This is a genomic window from Streptomyces sp. NPDC041970 (assembly GCF_055588985.1).
The window spans coordinates 8288-24292 of the sequence record NZ_JBVJCD010000077.1 but is presented as its reverse complement, the minus strand read 5'-3'; the positions used below and the strand labels follow the sequence as shown (position 1 = coordinate 24292).

Annotated in this window: 13 protein-coding genes; 9 read left to right on the top strand and 4 right to left on the bottom strand. The window is 73.6% G+C overall.

The annotated features are described in order from the left end of the window. Positions 1 to 96 precede the first annotated feature (96 nt). Genes ACZ6EJ_RS25670 through pdhA form a run of 3 tightly spaced genes read right to left on the bottom strand, consistent with a single transcriptional unit; the run spans position 97 to position 3655 of the window. Positions 97 to 1500: a dihydrolipoamide acetyltransferase family protein gene (locus tag ACZ6EJ_RS25670; protein ID WP_469270346.1), complete on the bottom strand. Its 1404-nt coding sequence runs from the start codon at positions 1498 to 1500 to the stop codon at positions 97 to 99. Positions 1501 to 1511: 11 nt separating this feature from the next. Then, the gene (locus tag ACZ6EJ_RS25665) at positions 1512 to 2492 is read right to left on the bottom strand and encodes an alpha-ketoacid dehydrogenase subunit beta (RefSeq protein WP_469270344.1); all 981 of its coding nucleotides are present in this window, start codon (positions 2490 to 2492) and stop codon (positions 1512 to 1514) included. A gap of 2 nt (positions 2493 to 2494) precedes the next feature. Then, a complete protein-coding gene (gene pdhA, locus ACZ6EJ_RS25660) occupies positions 2495 to 3655 on the bottom strand; it encodes a pyruvate dehydrogenase (acetyl-transferring) E1 component subunit alpha (RefSeq protein WP_469270342.1) in 1161 nt (386 codons plus the stop codon). A 346-nt stretch (positions 3656 to 4001) separates the two neighbouring features. On the opposite strand from pdhA, the gene ACZ6EJ_RS25655 reads away from it, so the two are divergent. The 3 genes from ACZ6EJ_RS25655 (at position 4002) to ACZ6EJ_RS25645 (ending at position 6322) form a co-directional block, all read left to right on the top strand. Beyond that, positions 4002 to 4655: a response regulator gene (locus ACZ6EJ_RS25655; RefSeq protein WP_469270341.1), complete on the top strand. Its 654-nt coding sequence runs from the start codon at positions 4002 to 4004 to the stop codon at positions 4653 to 4655. Positions 4656 to 4755: 100 nt separating this feature from the next. After that, on the top strand, positions 4756 to 5232 hold the full coding sequence (locus ACZ6EJ_RS25650; protein WP_469270340.1) for a pyridoxamine 5'-phosphate oxidase family protein: 477 nt from the start codon (positions 4756 to 4758) through the stop codon (positions 5230 to 5232). 58 nt (positions 5233 to 5290) lie between these two features. Next, positions 5291 to 6322 (top strand): phosphotransferase, encoded by a 1032-nt coding sequence (locus ACZ6EJ_RS25645; protein WP_469270347.1) that lies wholly within the window; start codon positions 5291 to 5293, stop codon positions 6320 to 6322. A gap of 4 nt (positions 6323 to 6326) precedes the next feature. Here the strand turns inward: ACZ6EJ_RS25645 and ACZ6EJ_RS25640 are convergent, their stop codons facing one another. Beyond that, entirely contained in the window at positions 6327 to 7919 is a 1593-nt protein-coding gene (locus ACZ6EJ_RS25640) for a protein kinase domain-containing protein (protein WP_469270338.1), read from the bottom strand. Between the two features lie 297 nt (positions 7920 to 8216). On the opposite strand from ACZ6EJ_RS25640, the gene ACZ6EJ_RS25635 reads away from it, so the two are divergent. From ACZ6EJ_RS25635 to ACZ6EJ_RS25610, 6 genes are all read left to right on the top strand, one after another. After that, the gene (locus tag ACZ6EJ_RS25635) at positions 8217 to 9848 is read left to right on the top strand and encodes a protein kinase domain-containing protein (RefSeq protein WP_469270337.1); all 1632 of its coding nucleotides are present in this window, start codon (positions 8217 to 8219) and stop codon (positions 9846 to 9848) included. 265 nt (positions 9849 to 10113) lie between these two features. Next, positions 10114 to 10809 carry a hypothetical protein gene (locus tag ACZ6EJ_RS25630; protein WP_469270335.1) on the top strand — a complete coding sequence of 232 codons (696 nt, stop codon included), beginning with the start codon at positions 10114 to 10116 and terminating at the stop codon, positions 10807 to 10809. A 103-nt stretch (positions 10810 to 10912) separates the two neighbouring features. Continuing rightward, complete coding sequence (locus tag ACZ6EJ_RS25625) at positions 10913 to 11533, top strand: PadR family transcriptional regulator (RefSeq protein ID WP_469270333.1); 621 nt, start codon at positions 10913 to 10915, stop codon at positions 11531 to 11533. 73 nt (positions 11534 to 11606) lie between these two features. Beyond that, positions 11607 to 12380: an ABC transporter ATP-binding protein gene (locus ACZ6EJ_RS25620; protein WP_469270332.1), complete on the top strand. Its 774-nt coding sequence runs from the start codon at positions 11607 to 11609 to the stop codon at positions 12378 to 12380. Further along, entirely contained in the window at positions 12377 to 15235 is a 2859-nt protein-coding gene (locus ACZ6EJ_RS25615; RefSeq protein WP_469270330.1) for an FtsX-like permease family protein, read from the top strand. Before ACZ6EJ_RS25620 ends, ACZ6EJ_RS25615 begins: the two co-directional genes overlap by 4 nt. Before the next feature lie 112 nt (positions 15236 to 15347). Beyond that, positions 15348 to 15890, top strand: a complete 543-nt coding sequence (locus ACZ6EJ_RS25610; protein ID WP_469270329.1) for a bacterial proteasome activator family protein — start codon at positions 15348 to 15350, stop codon at positions 15888 to 15890. Positions 15891 to 16005 lie beyond the last annotated feature (115 nt).

The following is a 16005-nucleotide window of genomic DNA, read 5'->3' as shown; positions in this document are numbered from 1 at the left end:
TGCAGCCCCCCCCCCCCCCCCCCCCCTCCTGCCCCCCCCCCCCCCCCCCCCCCCCCCCCCCCCCCCCCCCCCCCCCCCCCCCCCCCCGGGAGGGCGTCACGCCCAGGTGATCAGGCGCTTCGGCTGCTCCAGGACCGCCGCCACATCGGCCAGCACCTTGGAGCCCAGCTCGCCGTCGACCAGGCGGTGGTCGAAGGAGAGGGCCAGCGTGGTGACCTGACGCGGCTTCACCTTGCCCTTGTGGACCCAGGGCTGGAGCTTGATCGCCCCGACCGCCAGGATCGCGGACTCGCCCGGATTGAGGATCGGCGTGCCGGTGTCGACGCCGAAGACGCCGACGTTGGTGATGGTCACCGTGCCGCCCGCCATCGCCGCCGGGGAGGTCCGGCCCTCGCGGGCCGTGGTGACCAGCTCGCCCAGGGCCGCGGCGAGTTCCGGCAGGGTCTTGGCGTGCGCGTCCTTGATGTTCGGCACGATCAGGCCGCGCGGGGTGGCCGCCGCGATGCCCAGGTTCACGTAGTGCTTGCGCACGATCTCCTGGTTGGCCTCGTCCCAGGCCGCGTTCACCTCGGGGTTCCGCCTGATCGCGACGAGGAGGGCCTTGGCGATGATCAGGAGCGGGTTGACCCGCACCCCCGCCATGTCCTTGTCCTCCTTCAGCTCGGCGACGAGCTTCATCGTGCGCGTCACGTCGACCGTGACGAACTCGGTGACGTGGGGCGCGGTGAACGCGCTGCCCACCATCGCCTGCGCGATGGCCCTGCGGACGCCCTTGACCGGGATGCGGGTCTCACGGGCGGACGGGTCGGGCGCGCCCTGCGGCTCGCCGGACTCCACAGGGGCCGCCGGAGCGGCCGGGGGGGCCTCGGCGGCCGGAGCCGCCGCCGCGTGGACGTCCTCGCGGGTGATGACGCCGTCCTTGCCGGTCGGCACCACCGTCGCCAGGTCGATCCCCAGGTCCTTGGCGAGCTTGCGGACCGGCGGCTTGGCCAGCGGGCGGGCCGGTGCGTCGGCCTCGGGCGCGGGCGCCCGGCCGTTCAGCTCGGCCTGCACCGCCGCCGCGACGACGGCGGCCTCGGGGAGCGCCGCCCCCTTGCGCGGGCGGCGCTTGGTGGACGCCTCGGCGACCCCGTACCCGACCAGGACCGGCGTACGGCCCTTCGGCTCCTCGGCGGGGGCGGCGGCGGCCACCGGCTCGGCCGCCGGGGCGGCGGCGGGCTCGTCCCCGCTGCCCGGCGCCACGTCCACGGTGATGATCACCTGGCCGACGTCCACCGTCGTGCCTTCCGGGAAGCGCAGCTCGTGCACCACCCCGTCGAACGGGATCGGCAGCTCCACGGCCGCCTTCGCGGTCTCGACCTCGCACACGACCTGTCCGTCGGTGACGGTGTCTCCGGGCTGGACGAACCACTTGAGGATCTCGGCCTCGGTCAGCCCCTCGCCCACGTCGGGCATCTTGAACTCACGGAAGCGAGCAGACGTCTCGGTCATCGTCGTCACGTCCCCTCTCCTCAGTACGCCAGCGAGCGGTCGACGGCGTCGAGCACGCGGTCCAGGCCGGGCAGGTACTCGTCCTCCAGCCGGGCCGGGGGGTAGGGCACGTGGTAGCCGCCGACCCTGAGCACCGGCGCCTCCAGGTGGTAGAAGCAGCGCTCGGTGATCCGGGCGGCGATCTCCGCGCCCGAGCCGTGGAAGACGGGCGCCTCGTGGACCACGACGAGCCGGCCGGTCTTCTCGACCGACCTCTGCACGGTGTCGAAGTCGATCGGGGACATCGAGCGCAGGTCCAGGACCTCGATCGACCGGCCCTCCTCCTGCGCGGCCGCCGCCGCCTCCAGGCAGACCTTCACCATCGGCCCGTACGCGACGAGCGTGAGGTCGGCGCCCTCGCGGACGGTGACCGCCCGGTGCAGCGGGCCGGGAATGGCCTCGGTGTCGACCTCGCCCTTGTCCCAGTAGCGCCGCTTGGGCTCGAAGAAGATGATCGGGTCGTCGCTCTGGACGGCCTGCCGCATCATCCAGTAGGCGTCGCTCGCGTTCGACGGCGAGACCACCTTCAACCCCGCGACGTGCGCGAAGAGTGCTTCGGGCGACTCGCTGTGGTGCTCGACCGCGCCGATGCCGCCGCCGTAGGGGATGCGCACGACGACCGGCAGCTTGATCTTGCCGAGCGCGCGGGCGTGCATCTTCGCGAGCTGCGTGACGATCTGGTCGTACGCGGGGAAGACGAAGCCGTCGAACTGGATCTCGACGATCGGTCGGTAGCCGCGCAGGGCCAGGCCGATCGCGGTGCCGACGATGCCGGACTCGGCGAGCGGGGTGTCGATCACCCGCTCCTCGCCGAAGTCCTTCTGGAGCCCGTCGGTGATCCGGAAGACGCCGCCGAGCTTGCCGACGTCCTCACCCATGATCAGGACCTTGGGGTCGGTGTCGAGGGCCAGGCGCAGCGACTCGTTGAGCGCTTTCGCGATGGACATCTTTTCCACGGCCACGGCTACTTGCCCTCCTCGGCGGAGTCTGCGAACGATGCCTGGTAGGCGGCGAACTGGGCGCGCTCCTCGTCGACGAGGGAGCTGCCGTCGGCGTAACCGTGTTCGAACAGGGCCATCGGGTCCGGGTCGGGCATCGCCCGCACCGCCTCGCGCACGCGCCTGCCGAGGGACTCGCTCTCCTCGTCCAGCGCGGTGAAGAAGGCCGCGTCCGCCAGCTCCTCGTTCTCCAGGTACGTGCGCAGCCGCAGGATCGGGTCCTTGGCCTCCCAGGCCTCCCGCTCCTCGTCGGCCCGGTACTTCGTCGGGTCGTCGGAGGTGGTGTGCGCCCCCATCCGGTAGGTGAACGCCTCGACCAGGGTCGGGCCCTCGCCGCGGCGGGCGCGCTCCAGCGCGGAGCGGGTGACGGCGAGGCAGGCGAGGACGTCGTTGCCGTCGACCCGGACGCCGGGGAAGCCGTAGCCCTGGGCCCGCTGGTAGAGCGGGACGCGGGTCTGGCGCTCGGTGGGCTCGGAGATCGCCCACTGGTTGTTCTGGCAGAAGAACACGACCGGGGCGTTGTAGACCGCGGAGAAGGTGAACGCCTCGGCGACGTCGCCCTGGCTGGAGGCGCCGTCCCCGAAGTACGCGATCACGGCGGAGTCCGCGCCGTCCTTGGCGACGCCCATGGCGTAGCCGGTGGCGTGCAGCGTCTGCGAGCCGATGACGATCGTGTACAGGTGGAAGTTGTTGCTGTTGGGGTCCCAGCCGCCGTGGTTCACCCCGCGGAACATGCCGAGGAGGTTGGTCGGGTCGACCCCGCGGCACCAGGCGACGCCGTGCTCGCGGTAGGTCGGGAAGACGTAGTCGTCGTCGCGCAGCGCCCGGCCGCTGCCGATCTGGGCGGCCTCCTGGCCCAGCAGCGAGGCCCACAGGCCCAGCTCGCCCTGGCGCTGGAGGGCGGTCGCCTCGGCGTCGAAGCGGCGGGTGAGGACCATGTCCCGGTACAGCCCGCGCAGTTCGTCCGCGCTCAGGTCGATGCCGTAGTCCGGGTGCTCGACGCGCTCGCCCTCGGGCGTCAGCAACTGGACGAGTTGGGGCCCGGAACTCTGCGGCTTCTTCGCGGCGCTGGTCCGCTTGGTGCTGCGTCGCGGTTTACGCGCGGCGGCAGTGCTCTCCACGGTCACGTGCGTGCTCCTCCGTCGGTCCGGCCCCCGGGGTCTGCCGGGAACCAGTGCGGCTCGCCTGAATCCGGACGCGTGCACGGGGTGGGTGCGCCCGGCCGGGAACAGGCGTGACAGGTGCCCCGGCGAGCACCCTGTTACAGGCACGTTACCCAGTGCCTCGCACAACTGCGAAACCCTATCTGACCTGCGATTTTGCTTGGATTTCCAAGTAAATCGAGAAAACCGCGGAATGTCGCTGGTCACAGCACTGGAAACAGCCTCGCAGGCCGCCGGAACAACGGCACGTTATCCCGCGGATCACCGGCAGGGAAGAGCGGCGGAGAGGCGAGTGTGTGAGACTGCGGTGGTGCGCGAAGATGGAAAAATCCGGGTATTTCTGCTCGACGACCACGAGGTCGTCCGGCGCGGCGTCCACGACCTCCTCTCCGTCGAGGAGGACATCGAGGTGGTCGGCGAGGCGGGCACGGCCGCGGACGCGCTGGCCCGCATCCCCGCGACGCGCCCCGACGTCGCGGTGCTCGACGTGCGGCTGCCGGACGGCAGCGGCGTGGAGGTCTGCCGGGAGGTCCGCTCCCAGGACGACGGCGTCGCCTGCCTGATGCTCACCTCGTACGCCGACGACGAGGCCCTGTTCGACGCGATCATGGCGGGCGCCTCCGGTTACGTCCTGAAGGCGATCCGGGGCAGCGAGCTGCTGAACGCCGTACGGGACGTGGCCGCCGGGAAGTCGCTGCTGGACCCGGAGGCCACCGCCCGCGTGCTGGAGCGGCTGCGCGACGGCGGCAAGGGCGACGACCGGCTGGCCAACCTCACCGAGCAGGAGCGCCGCATCCTGGACCTGATCGGCGAGGGGCTGACCAACCGGGTCATCGGGGAGCGCCTGCACCTCGCCGAGAAGACCATCAAGAACTACGTCTCCAGCCTGCTGTCCAAGCTCGGCATGGAGCGCCGCTCCCAGGCCGCCGCCTACGTCGCCCGGCTCCAGGCCGAACGGCGCTGAACCCGTGCGGCGGCGGGCGGGCGCCGAGGGACTTTGGTCCCGGAGCGACCGGGGCAGGCGACTCTTACCCCGCTCCCGCCGCCGGGGGACAGTGGGTTCCATGTCCTTCGACGCACCCCCCTCGGGCGGCACGGCGGAGCCGGCCGGGCGGATCGCCGCCGCGCCGCTCGAACTGCTGGGCCGCGTGGCGTACGGCCGCCTCGCCACCAGCATCCGGGCGCTGCCGTTCCTCGCGGTGGCCCGGCACATCGTGAGCGACGGCCGCATCCTGCTGCGGATGCACGGCGGCTTCGGCTACCACGAGGCGTGCGACGGGAGCGTCGTGGCGTACGGCGCGGACAACTACAACGACGCGGCCGCCGGCCGCGGCTGCGGCCTGTGGTCCGTGCAGTTCACCGGCCCCGCCGAGATCGCGCGTCCCCGCCCCGACGAGGAGGAGCGCTTCGGGACCGCCCCCGCCACCGTCAACGGGGAGCCCTACGCGCCGGCGTACCTCCGGATCGCTCCGCACTTCGTCACGGAGCACACTCTCGACTATGACGCAACTCGGACGGTCCGACCACACAGCGTCACCTAACATCTGGTAAGTGCCGCGCTCATATGTCACTCGCCCGCCTGTTCCTCCGGTCGGCGAGGTGCTGCGCCGTTACCCGCACGCGGGCGAGCCGCTCGCCTGCGAGCCGATCACCAAGGGTCTGCTGAACCACGGCTACCGGGTCTCCACCACCCGCGGCTCGTACTTCCTCAAGCACCACCTCGACAAGAGGCACCTGGACGACGCCACCGGCGAACGCGCCGCGATCGTGCGCCAGCACCGGGCCACCCAGCGGTTGCAGTCGCTCGGCGTCCCCGTCGTCCCGCCCCTGGCGGACGCCCGAGGGGAGACGGTCACCGTGATCGACGAGAACTGCTACGCCCTGCACCCCTGGGTCGACGGTCTGCACCGGATCGGCGCGGAGCTGACCCTCGCCCAGTCCCGCCGGCTCGGCAGGCTCCTGGGGACCGTGCACACGGGGCTGGAGCAGGTGATGGCGCCGGGCGGCGGCACCGGCGGCGCCCAGGGCTCCGCCCGGCCCGGCTACCGCAGCCCGGACGCCGCCGACACCTTCGCGCTGATCGACGACCTGTTGGCGGCGGCGCGCGGTCAGGACGACCGCGGCTGCCCCCGCGACGCCTTCGACGAACTGGCCGTGCACCGGCTCGTGGAGCGGCGCGCCCTGCTCGAACAGCACGCCCACCGCCGCCCGCCGACCCCGCACGGCCCCGTCACGGGCTGGGTCCACGGGGACTTCCACCCGCTGAACCTGCTCTACCGGGGCGCCGACCCGGTCGCCATCGTGGACTGGGACCGGCTGGGCGTGCAGCCCCGCGCCGAGGAGGCCGTACGGGCGGCGGCGATCTTCTTCGTCCGCCCGACCGGGGAGCTGGACCTGGCGAAGGTACGGGCGTACGCCCGCGCGTACCGGCGGACGACGGGGGCGGGCGCCGGGGAGCTGGCCGCCGCCGTGCACCGGGTGTGGTGGGAGCGGCTCAACGACTTCTGGATACTGCGCTGGCGCTACCGCCTGGACGACCGCAGGGCCGACCCGCAGTTTCCCGCGGTGTCGGCCCTGGCGGTGTGGTGGACGCGCGCCTACGAGGAGGTGGGCGCGGCCTTCACGGAGTGAGCGGCTACGAGGTGGCGTTGCCCGCGGCGGTGCCGGGCGTGCTGCCCGCCCCGCCGTCGTCCTCGCCGGCCCCGCCGTCGTCGCCCCCGCCGCCGCCGCCCGGAGTGCCGGGCTCGGTGACCGTGTCGGTGGGCTGCTCGGTGGGCTCACCGGTGGCGCCGTCGTTGGCGTTGCCGTCGGAGGTGCCGGGGCCCGTCGCCGTCGCGTCCGGGGACGGGGTGAACGAGGGCCGGGTCGGGACCGGGTCCGGCGTCCACTGCGGCTGCTCCGGCTGGGTCCGCCCGCCCGACGAGGTGTCCGGCTCCGTCGGCTCGTCGGACTTCTCCTCCTCGGTCGGCTTCGGCGAGGGCGTCTCCTCGGAGGGGGTCGCGGAGGTGGACGGCGCGACGGGCTGCTTCTCCCCGCCGTCGCCGTCGCTCGCGCTGAGCGCGAAGGCGACCCCGGCGCCGATGGCGACCAGCGCGAGCAGGACGAAGAGCCACATCTTGCCGCGGCCGCCGCCGGCCCGCTCCCGGCCGCCGTCGTACCCGCCGTCGTCCGGGTTGAACGGCGGCAGGATCGGGCCCTGCGAGGTGTCCCCGTGCACCGGGTGGCCCATCGCGCGGGTGGAGCCCGTCATGCCGTGCGGCGGGGTGTGGCCGCCCTCGTTCAGGGCGACCGGGCCGGTGTTCCACGTGCCGGTGTGGCCGCCCTGCGCCTGGAGCATCTGGAGGCTGTACTGGACGAGGCCGCGCATCTCCTCGGCGCTCTGGAACCGGTCGTCCGGGTCCTTCGCCAGCGAGCGCATCACCATGCCGTTCAGCTCCGGCGGCACCGCGCCCGAGACCTCGGACGGCGGCACGGGGATGTCCTGGACGTGCTGGTAGACCACGGAGAGCGGGGTCTCGCCGGTGAACGGGGGCCGCAGCGCGAGCAGCTCGTAGAGCAGGCAGCCGGTGGCGTACAGGTCGGACCGGTGGTCGACCGCCTTGCCGAGCGCCTGCTCGGGGGAGAGGTACTGCGGCGTGCCCATGACCATGCCGGTCTGGGTCATCGTCGACTGCGCGCCGTGCAGCGCGCGGGCGATGCCGAAGTCCATCACCTTGACCGCGCCCGAGTCCGTGATGATCACGTTCGCGGGCTTGATGTCGCGGTGCACGATGCCGTGCTGGTGGGAGTAGGCGAGCGCTTCCAGGACCCCCGACACGATGATCAGCGCCTGCTCGGGCGGCGGGGCCTCGGCGGTCAGGAGCAGGTCGCGGATGGTGCGCCCCTCGACCAGCTCCATCACGATGTACGGGACGGTCCGACCGCCCACGACGTCCTCGCCGGAGTCGTACACGGCGACGATCGCGTGGTGGTTGAGGCCCGCGACCGACTGCGCCTCGCGGGTGAAACGGGCCTTGGAGACCGGGTCCTCGGCCAGGTCGGAGCGGAGCAGCTTCACCGCGACCGTCCGTCCGAGCCGGACGTCCTCCGCCGCGTAGACCTCCGCCATGCCGCCCCGACCGAGCCGGTAGGTCATCCGGTAACGTCCGTCACCGACGACGCCGCCGACGCCCCAGGAGTCGGTGCCATCCGAAACTCCGCCGCCGTTTGCTTCGGAATCGGGTGCCATCAGTCCTCGCCGTCGTATCTGTCCGCGCGTCCGCGGGTGCTCACGGTTCCTTGCTGCATTGACACGTCACGCTACAGCCTCCGCAGGACACCCCGGTTCCGCCCCGGACCGATCATCCGACCGCTCCGCGCGTCTTACACCTCCTTTTGATGCGTTTCCTGTAACGCTTCCGAGACGCTTCTTGTGCGTAGGGTCACGGAACGGGCACCCGGCTTGACGTGTCGGACCCCTCGGGCAGACTTGGCGCGTCACAGGGAACAGCGCGGGCCGTGCGCGCCGCCGAGGGGGATGCAAGTCATGAGCCACGACGGCGCACGAGGCCGCTACGCGGGCGGGTCGGTCGCGGGCGGCCGCTACCAACTGCGCGACCTGCTCGGCGAGGGCGGGATGGCCTCCGTCTACCTGGCCTACGACTCCGCCCTGGACCGGCAGGTCGCGATCAAGACCCTCCACACCGAGCTGGGCCGCGAGCAGTCCTTCCGCGAGCGCTTCCGCCGCGAGGCCCAGGCCGTCGCCAAGCTCCAGCACACCAACATCGTCTCCGTCTTCGACACCGGCGAGGACGAGCTCGGCGGCGCGCTGATGCCGTACATCGTCATGGAGTACGTCGAGGGGCAGCCGCTCGGCTCGGTGCTGGCCGCCGACATCCAGCGGCACGGGGCGATGCCGGCCGACAAGGCCCTCAAGGTGACGGCGGACGTGCTCGCCGCGCTGGAGACCAGCCACGAGATGGGCCTGGTCCACCGGGACATCAAGCCCGGCAACGTGATGATGACCAAGCGCGGCGTCGTGAAGGTCATGGACTTCGGCATCGCCCGCGCCATGCAGTCCGGCGTCACCTCGATGACGCAGACCGGCATGGTCGTCGGCACCCCGCAGTACCTCTCCCCCGAGCAGGCGCTGGGCCGCGGCGTCGACGCCCGGTCCGACCTGTACTCGGTCGGCATCATGCTCTTCCAGTTGCTCACCGGCCGCATCCCGTTCGACGCGGACTCGCCGCTCGCCATCGCGTACGCGCATGTGCAGGAGGAGCCGGTCGCGCCCTCCAGCGTCAACCGGTCGATCACCCCGGCGATGGACGCCCTCGTCGCCCGCGCGCTCAAGAAGAACCCGAACGAGCGCTTCCCCAGCGCCGCCGCGATGAGCGACGAGATCACCCGCGTGCTGAACGCCTCCGGCGGACAGACCGGCGCTCCGGTGATCGTGGCCGGCGGCGCGGCCCCCAGCAGCGGGTCGGGCGTGGGCTCGGCGGTGTTCCCGCCGGTCGACCAGACCGCCCCCGCGCCCCAGGGCCTCCAGACGCCGTACCAGCCGCACCCGCACCAGCCGGGCCCCTACGGCGCGCCGACCCCGGCGCCCGCGCCGAGCTACGGCTACCCGCAGGGGACCCAGGGCTACCCGGCTCCGGGGCCGTTGGCCCACCCGACCCCGCCGCCGTACGCGGTCGGCCCGCAGCACCCGACGACCACCGCCGCCGTGAGCGGCGGCTCCAAGCGGAACATGCCGGTCATCGTCGGCTCGATCATCGTCGCGCTGCTCGCCGTGGGGGGCCTGATCACCGCGCTCAGCCTCCAGAACGGCAAGGAGAACGAGGCGGGCAAGGGCGGCGATCCGGGCGCCGGCGAGTCGATCGAGGAGGGCTACCGCCCGCCGGAGCGCAACCGCACGATGAAGGCGACGGACTGCTCGAACGCCTCCGAGGACTCCAACGACCCGAAGAAGGTCCGGGCGCCGAGCTTCATCTACAAGGACATCCAGTCGGCGAAGGAGTGCGCCGCCGCCGCGGGGTGGACGATCAAGGAGATCGCCGAGCCGGGCAACACGTACGCCGACGGCCAGATCGTCGGCCAGTTCCCGTCCTCCGGGGCGAGCGTGGACGAGCGCGGCGCGCACTTCGAGCTGAAGGTCTCCACCGGCAAGCCCTCCTGAGCCCGCGCCGGGCCGCGATGGGCCCGGCCCGGCCGCGCCGCGCCCGCCTGCGGGCGGTTCGTGCGCGCGGAGCTGCGCGCCGGTGCGCGCTCCCGTTCGGCGCCCCCGGTCTGCGGTGCACGATCCTGGGCGGAGTCGTGCGCCTCTGACGTCTTCGCGACCGTTGCGTGTCGAGGTCGGACCGTTCCAGATCGGAGGCGGCCCCCGGAGTTCCGGATTCCGCGTCCGGGATGCCGGACGGGCGGCCCCGTGTGACGCTGATCCCATGGCTCCAGGACTCCCGGCCGCGTGGCCGTCGAGGTGCGCGGTCGCTCTGGTGGCGGCGGCCGCGGCGGCCCTGGGGCCGGCGGCCCCTCCCGCCCACGGATCGGCGGACGGCCCGTCAGCGGTCGCCGGTGAGCCCGACGCCCCGCCGCCCGCCCCCGACGCATCCGCCGCCCCGGCCGCGCCGGGTCCGCCCGCCGCGTCCGCCCCTCCCCCGCCGTTCGGCGTCCGGCCCCCCGGCGGGGTCCCGTGGCCGGATGGGAGCCCGTCCCCGGACGCCCTGTCCGGGAGCGGCGCGGCGGTCCCGGCCGCTTCCGGAGCCGAGCCGTCCGACGCCGTCCCGCCCGCCGCCTCCCGTTCCGCCTCCCCCGAGGTGACCGGGTCGACCGCGCCGCTGGCCGGACGCGAGGCCGCGGTCGGGAAGGCGCGTCCCGGACGCTCGCCGGCCCCGTCCGACCCGGCGCGCGCCGACCACCGGATCGAGGCCGAGGAGCCCGAGCCGACCGCCGACGACAGCGCGGAGCCGCACGTCCCCACCCCGCCGTCCAGCGCGTTCACCGACCCGCGGCAGCCGGCCGGACGGGCGCTCGACGCCCCGGACGTACGGCAGGTGCAGCAGGTCTCGCTGGGCTCGGGGCTCGCCCTGATCGGGCTCGGGCTGGGCTTCCTCGCCCTCCGCCTGCGCCGCGCGAGCTGAGCGCCGGGCGCCTTCGCCCACGTCTCCGCGGGGCCCTCCTCGCCCCTCCGTGACCGCCCGCCGGGATTTGCCAGGGCCTACATACTCGGTATACATACTCAGTATGTCCATTCGCCACGGCCTGCTGGCCCTGCTGGAGCGGGGCCCCCGATACGGGTCCCAGCTCCGTACCGAGTTCGAGTCGCGCACCGGCTCCACCTGGCCCCTCAACGTCGGCCAGGTCTATACGACGCTCAGCCGCCTGGAGCGCGACGGACTGGTCGTCCAGGAGGGGGAGGACGACGCCGGGCACGACCTCTACGCGATCACCGACGACGGCCGGACCGAGCTGCGCACCTGGTTCGAGCGCCCGGTGGACCGCACCAACCCGCCCCGCGACGAGCTGGCCATCAAGCTCGCCATGGCCGTGGGCGCGCCCGGCGTCGACATCCGGGACGTCATCCAGTCCCAGCGCCACCACACGCTCAGGGCGATGCAGGACTACACCCGGCTCAAGGCCCAGTCCCTCGCCGACGCCCCGACCAACCGGGACGAGGTCGCCTGGCTCCTCGTCGTGGAGCAACTGATCTTCCAGGCGGAGGCCGAGGCCCGCTGGCTGGACCACTGCGAGTCCCGACTCGTCCGCCTCGCCGACGCCGCCGCCGTCGAGCCCCCGGCCAAGCCCGGCCCGGCGGCCGCCCGCCCGGCCCGCTCCCTCGCCGGGCGCGCCCGCGACCGGCGCTGAGACCCGGCGCTCCGCGCACACCCGCATCCGACCTCTGACCCGCAGTCCGCAGCTCCTAGGGGGAACACCCACCATGTCCTCGTCCACCCCGACACCGGCCCCGCCGTCCTCCGGGACGCCCGCCGGCGACCCCGTACTCGAACTGCGGGCCCTGACCCGCACCCACGGCGCCGGCGTCGCCCAGGTGCACGCCCTGCGCGGCGTGAACTTCTCCGTCCACGCGGGCGAGCTGGTCGCCGTGATGGGCCCCTCCGGCTCCGGCAAGTCCACGCTGCTGACCCTGGCCGGCGGGCTCGACACCGCCACCAGCGGCCAGGTGGTCATCGAGGGCCAGGACATCGCCTCCCTCGGCCGCAAGGGCATGGCCGCCCTGCGCCGGCGCAGCGTCGGCTACGTCTTCCAGGACTACAACCTCATCCCCGCCCTGACCGCCGCCGAGAACATCGCGCTCCCCCGCGAACTCGACGGCGTCTCCGTGCGCAAGGCCCGCAAGGAGGCCCTCGCCGCGCTGGCGGAGATGAAGCTCTCCGAGATCGCCGACCGCTTCCCCGACGAGATGTCCGGCGGCCAGCAGCAGCGCGTCGCCATCGCCCGCGCCCTCGTCGGCGACCGGCGCCTCGTCCTCGCCGACGAACCGACCGGCGCGCTCGACTCCGAGACCGGCGAGGCCGTCCTCGCCCTCCTGCGCACGCGCTGCGACCAGGGCGCGGCCGGCGTCATGGTGACCCACGAGGCCCGGTACGCGGCCTGGGCCGACCGGGTCGTCTTCCTCCGGGACGGTTCGGTGGTCGACCAGACGCTCGCCGCCCACGCGGACTCCCTCCTGACCACCGAGGCCGCCACGTGAGCGTCCTGACCGGTTGGCGAGCCGCCTTCCGCATCGCCCGGCGCGACGCCCTGCGGTCCAAGGGCCGCAGCACCCTGGTCGTCGCCATGATCGCCCTGCCGGTGCTCGGGGTGACCGCCGCCGACCTGACGTACCGCAGCGCCCTGCCCACCCCGGCCGAGCAGTTGACGGCGGACCTGGGTTCCGCCGACGCCCGGTACACCGCCACGGGCATGGGACCGGTCCGGCTCGAACAGATGCCCGATGGCGTCAACTGGGCGCTCCCCCCGGACGCCCCGGAGCCGACGTCCGAGACGCAGGCGAAGCCGGTCGACGTGCCCGCGGTCCTCCCGGACGGCTCGCGGTTCCTCACCGAGCGGTCCGTGCCCGCGTCCGTGACGACCGCCCACGGCATCACCGACACCGAGATCACCGAGCTGCGCATCGCGGACCCGATGCTGCGCGGCCGGATCGAACTGGTCGACGGCGCGTTCCCGCGGACCGGGAAGGAGATCGCGGCCACCGAGGCGTTCGCCGAGGCGTCCGGCCTCTCCGTCGGCGACCGCGTCACCGTGCGCGGTCCGCAGCAGGAGTACACCCTCACCGGGGTGGTGGAGCTGCCCGCCGCACTGGACCGGGAGACCCTGTTCGCCGTGGACGGTGCGGTCATCGCCCCGTGGCAGAAGAGCGCCGAGCGGGACGCCGCGATCCTGCCGCCCCAGGCCGGCGACCGGCAGTGGCTGGTCGAGGGCCCGCCCGGCAAGGGCGTGGAGTGGCGGGACGTCCTGGCCGCCAACGAACGGGGCGTGGTCGTCAGGTCCCGGCAGGTCGCCCTGGACCCGCCGCCGGACTCCGAGGTCCCGATGTCCTCCCGCATGGGCGGCTTGACGGGGGACGACGCGGCGATGACCGCGGCGGCCGTCACCGTGACCGCCATGGCGCTCCTGGAGATCGTGCTGCTGGCCGGCCCGGCGTTCGCCGTGGGCGCCCGCCGCTCACGCCGGCAGTTGGGCCTGGTCGGATCGTGCGGCGGCAGCCGCGGCCAGATCAGGGCCGTGGTGCTCGCGGGCGGCGTGGTGCTCGGCGGGGTCGGGGCCGTCGTCGGCGTCGCCGCCGGATTCGCCCTCACCGCCCTGTTCCGCCCGATGATCGAGGACTTCACCGGCAGCCGCTTCGGGGGGTTGACCGTGCGGCCCGGCGAGATCCTCGCCATCGCCCTGCTCGGCCTGGTCACCGGCGTCCTCGCCGCGCTCGTCCCGGCGATCGTGGCGAGCCGCCAGTCCGTCCTGGAGTCGCTCACCGGACGGCGCGGCACGCGCCGCGGCTCCCGCGTGCTCCCCATGGTGGGGGCCGCCGCGCTCGCGGTCGGCGTCGCCGTCGCGGTGTACGGCGGAGTCGGCGGCAGCCAGGCGCTGGTCGCCGGCGGCTCCGTCCTCGCCGAACTGGGCCTCCTCGGCTGCATCCCGGTGATCGTCGGCTTCCTCGGCCGGCTCGGCCCGCGGCTGCCGCTGACGCCCCGGATCGCCCTGCGCGACGCGGCCCGCAACCGGGGCCGCACCGCCCCCGCCGTCGCCGCCGTCATGGCGGCCGTCGCGGGCACCGTCGCCATCGCCGCGTACACCAGCAGCCACGCGGCGGAGCAGGCGTACGACCACATCCCGAGCCTCACTCCGGGCACCGCCGTGCTGATGGCCTCCACCACCGCCGAGGAGGCCAAACTGCCCCGTGTGCGCGCCGCCCTGGAACAGCACTACCCGGTCGGCGCCCGACGCGCCGACCTCGGGCGGGTCTGGGCCGGCAGCGACTGCGCCGTGTACGACCAGGAGGAGCACGGCTGCGGCTCGCTCGCCTTCGTCAAGCCCACCGGCGAGGGCCACACCTGTCCGCTGAAGGGCAAGGGCGCCAAGAAGCTCGCCCTGTCGCTCTCGGCCGACGAGCACAAGCGGCTGATGAACACCCCCGCCTGTGTGGACGAGAGCACCACCATGGCCCTGTTCGGCACCGACGACAGCAAGATCGTCGTCGGGGACGCCTCCCTGCTCACCACGTACGTGAAGCTCGACGACCCGGCCGCGGCGAAGGCCCTGGCCGCGGGCACGCCGGTCCTGCTGAACCCGGCGTACGCGAAGGACGGCGAGGTCACCCTCAAGGCCGTCCACGCCTACGCCGACCGGGACGCGAAGAACCGCGCCGCCCACCCCGGCAAGGCGCGCACCACCACGGAACGGCTGAAGGTCCACGTCGCGCCGGACCGCTTCGCGGCGACGCCCGGCATCCGGATGATCATGCCGCAGGAGGCCGTGGACCGGCTCGGGCTGCACTCCGAGGACTTCGGCAGCCTCTACACGCTCGACCGCGCCCCCACGGACGCCGAGCGGCAGGCGACCGACGCGGCGATCGCCCAGGCGGGGAGCATGGCCTTCGTGATGACCGCGGACGCGATGGCCCGGTCGGACGACGACACCGTCCTGCTGCTCCTCGCGCTCTTCGCCGGGGTGGTGACGCTGGGCGCGGCGGCCATCACGACGGGGCTCTCCAAGGCCGACGCGGAGGCCGACCTGACCACGCTCAGCGCGGTGGGCGCGCCGCCGGGCGTCCGGCGGTCCCTGTCGGGCTTCCAGTGCCTGGTCGTCGCCCTGACCGGGGTGCTGCTGGGGACGGCGGCGGGGATCGTGCCCGCGATCGCGCTGCGGCTGACGGACCTGCGCGCCGCCCTGGCGACCATGCGGGCGGACCCGATGCAGTCGGCGTACACCCCGATCGTGATGCCGTGGGAGACGATCGGGCTGCTGGCCCTGGTCGTGCCGGTGCTGGCGGGGCTGCTGGCCGCCGCCCTCACCCGCTCCCGGCTGCCGCTGGCCCGGCGCGCGGGCTGAGTCCGTGCGGCCGAGCCGCGTCCGTGCGGTTCCGGCGCCCCCGGAGACGGTGGATCAACCGTTTCCGGGGGCACCACCGTGGTGTACGGCGTGTGTGGGAGACAATGGCGGCATGGAAATGCCGAGGAATGACCGGTCGCAGGAGCATCCGCAGGTCCTGGTCGTGGGCCAGGACGGAATGGCTGTCGGCGGCGGTGCCGACGAGTCGCGCGAGGTCCCGGTGACGGAGATGGTGGAACAGCCCGCGAAGGTCATGCGCATCGGCAGCATGATCAAGCAGCTCCTGGAGGAGGTCCGCGCGGCGCCTCTCGACGAGGCCAGCCGGGTCAGGCTCAAGGAGATCCACGCCAGCTCGGTGAAGGAGCTGGAGGACGGTCTGGCGCCGGAGCTGGTGGAGGAGCTGGAGCGGCTCTCGCTGCCGTTCACCGAGGAGTCGGTGCCCTCCGAGGCCGAGCTGCGGATCGCCCAGGCGCAGTTGGTGGGCTGGCTGGAAGGGCTCTTCCACGGAATCCAGACGGCCCTGTTCGCCCAGCAGATGGCAGCCCGCGCCCAGTTGGAGCAGATGCGCCGCGCGCTGCCGCCCGGCATGGGGCAGGACGACGACGAGGGCGGCAAGGACCCGCACGGCGCGATCCGTTCGGGCCCCTACCTGTAGCCCGGCGGCCCGCACCGACGCACGACCGGGGGGGGGGGGGGGGGGGGGGGGGGGGGGGGGGGGTCGTCCTCCGTCGCGTTTGTTCTCTCCTTTGCGTGTCGCCGGCGCCGCAGGG

What these genes read in the sequence shown, in the direction of transcription:
- ACZ6EJ_RS25650 (WP_469270340.1), top strand. Translation starts at nt 4,756, where the DNA reads ATGTCCTTCGACGCACCCCCCTCGGGCGGCACGGCGGAGCCGGCCGGG.
- ACZ6EJ_RS25640 (WP_469270338.1), bottom strand. Translation starts at nt 7,919, where the DNA reads ATGGCACCCGATTCCGAAGCAAACGGCGGCGGAGTTTCGGATGGCACC.
- ACZ6EJ_RS25635 (WP_469270337.1), top strand. Translation starts at nt 8,217, where the DNA reads ATGAGCCACGACGGCGCACGAGGCCGCTACGCGGGCGGGTCGGTCGCG.
- ACZ6EJ_RS25630 (WP_469270335.1), top strand. Translation starts at nt 10,114, where the DNA reads ATGGCTCCAGGACTCCCGGCCGCGTGGCCGTCGAGGTGCGCGGTCGCT.
- ACZ6EJ_RS25625 (WP_469270333.1), top strand. Translation starts at nt 10,913, where the DNA reads ATGTCCATTCGCCACGGCCTGCTGGCCCTGCTGGAGCGGGGCCCCCGA.
- ACZ6EJ_RS25620 (WP_469270332.1), top strand. Translation starts at nt 11,607, where the DNA reads ATGTCCTCGTCCACCCCGACACCGGCCCCGCCGTCCTCCGGGACGCCC.
- ACZ6EJ_RS25610 (WP_469270329.1), top strand. Translation starts at nt 15,348, where the DNA reads ATGGAAATGCCGAGGAATGACCGGTCGCAGGAGCATCCGCAGGTCCTG.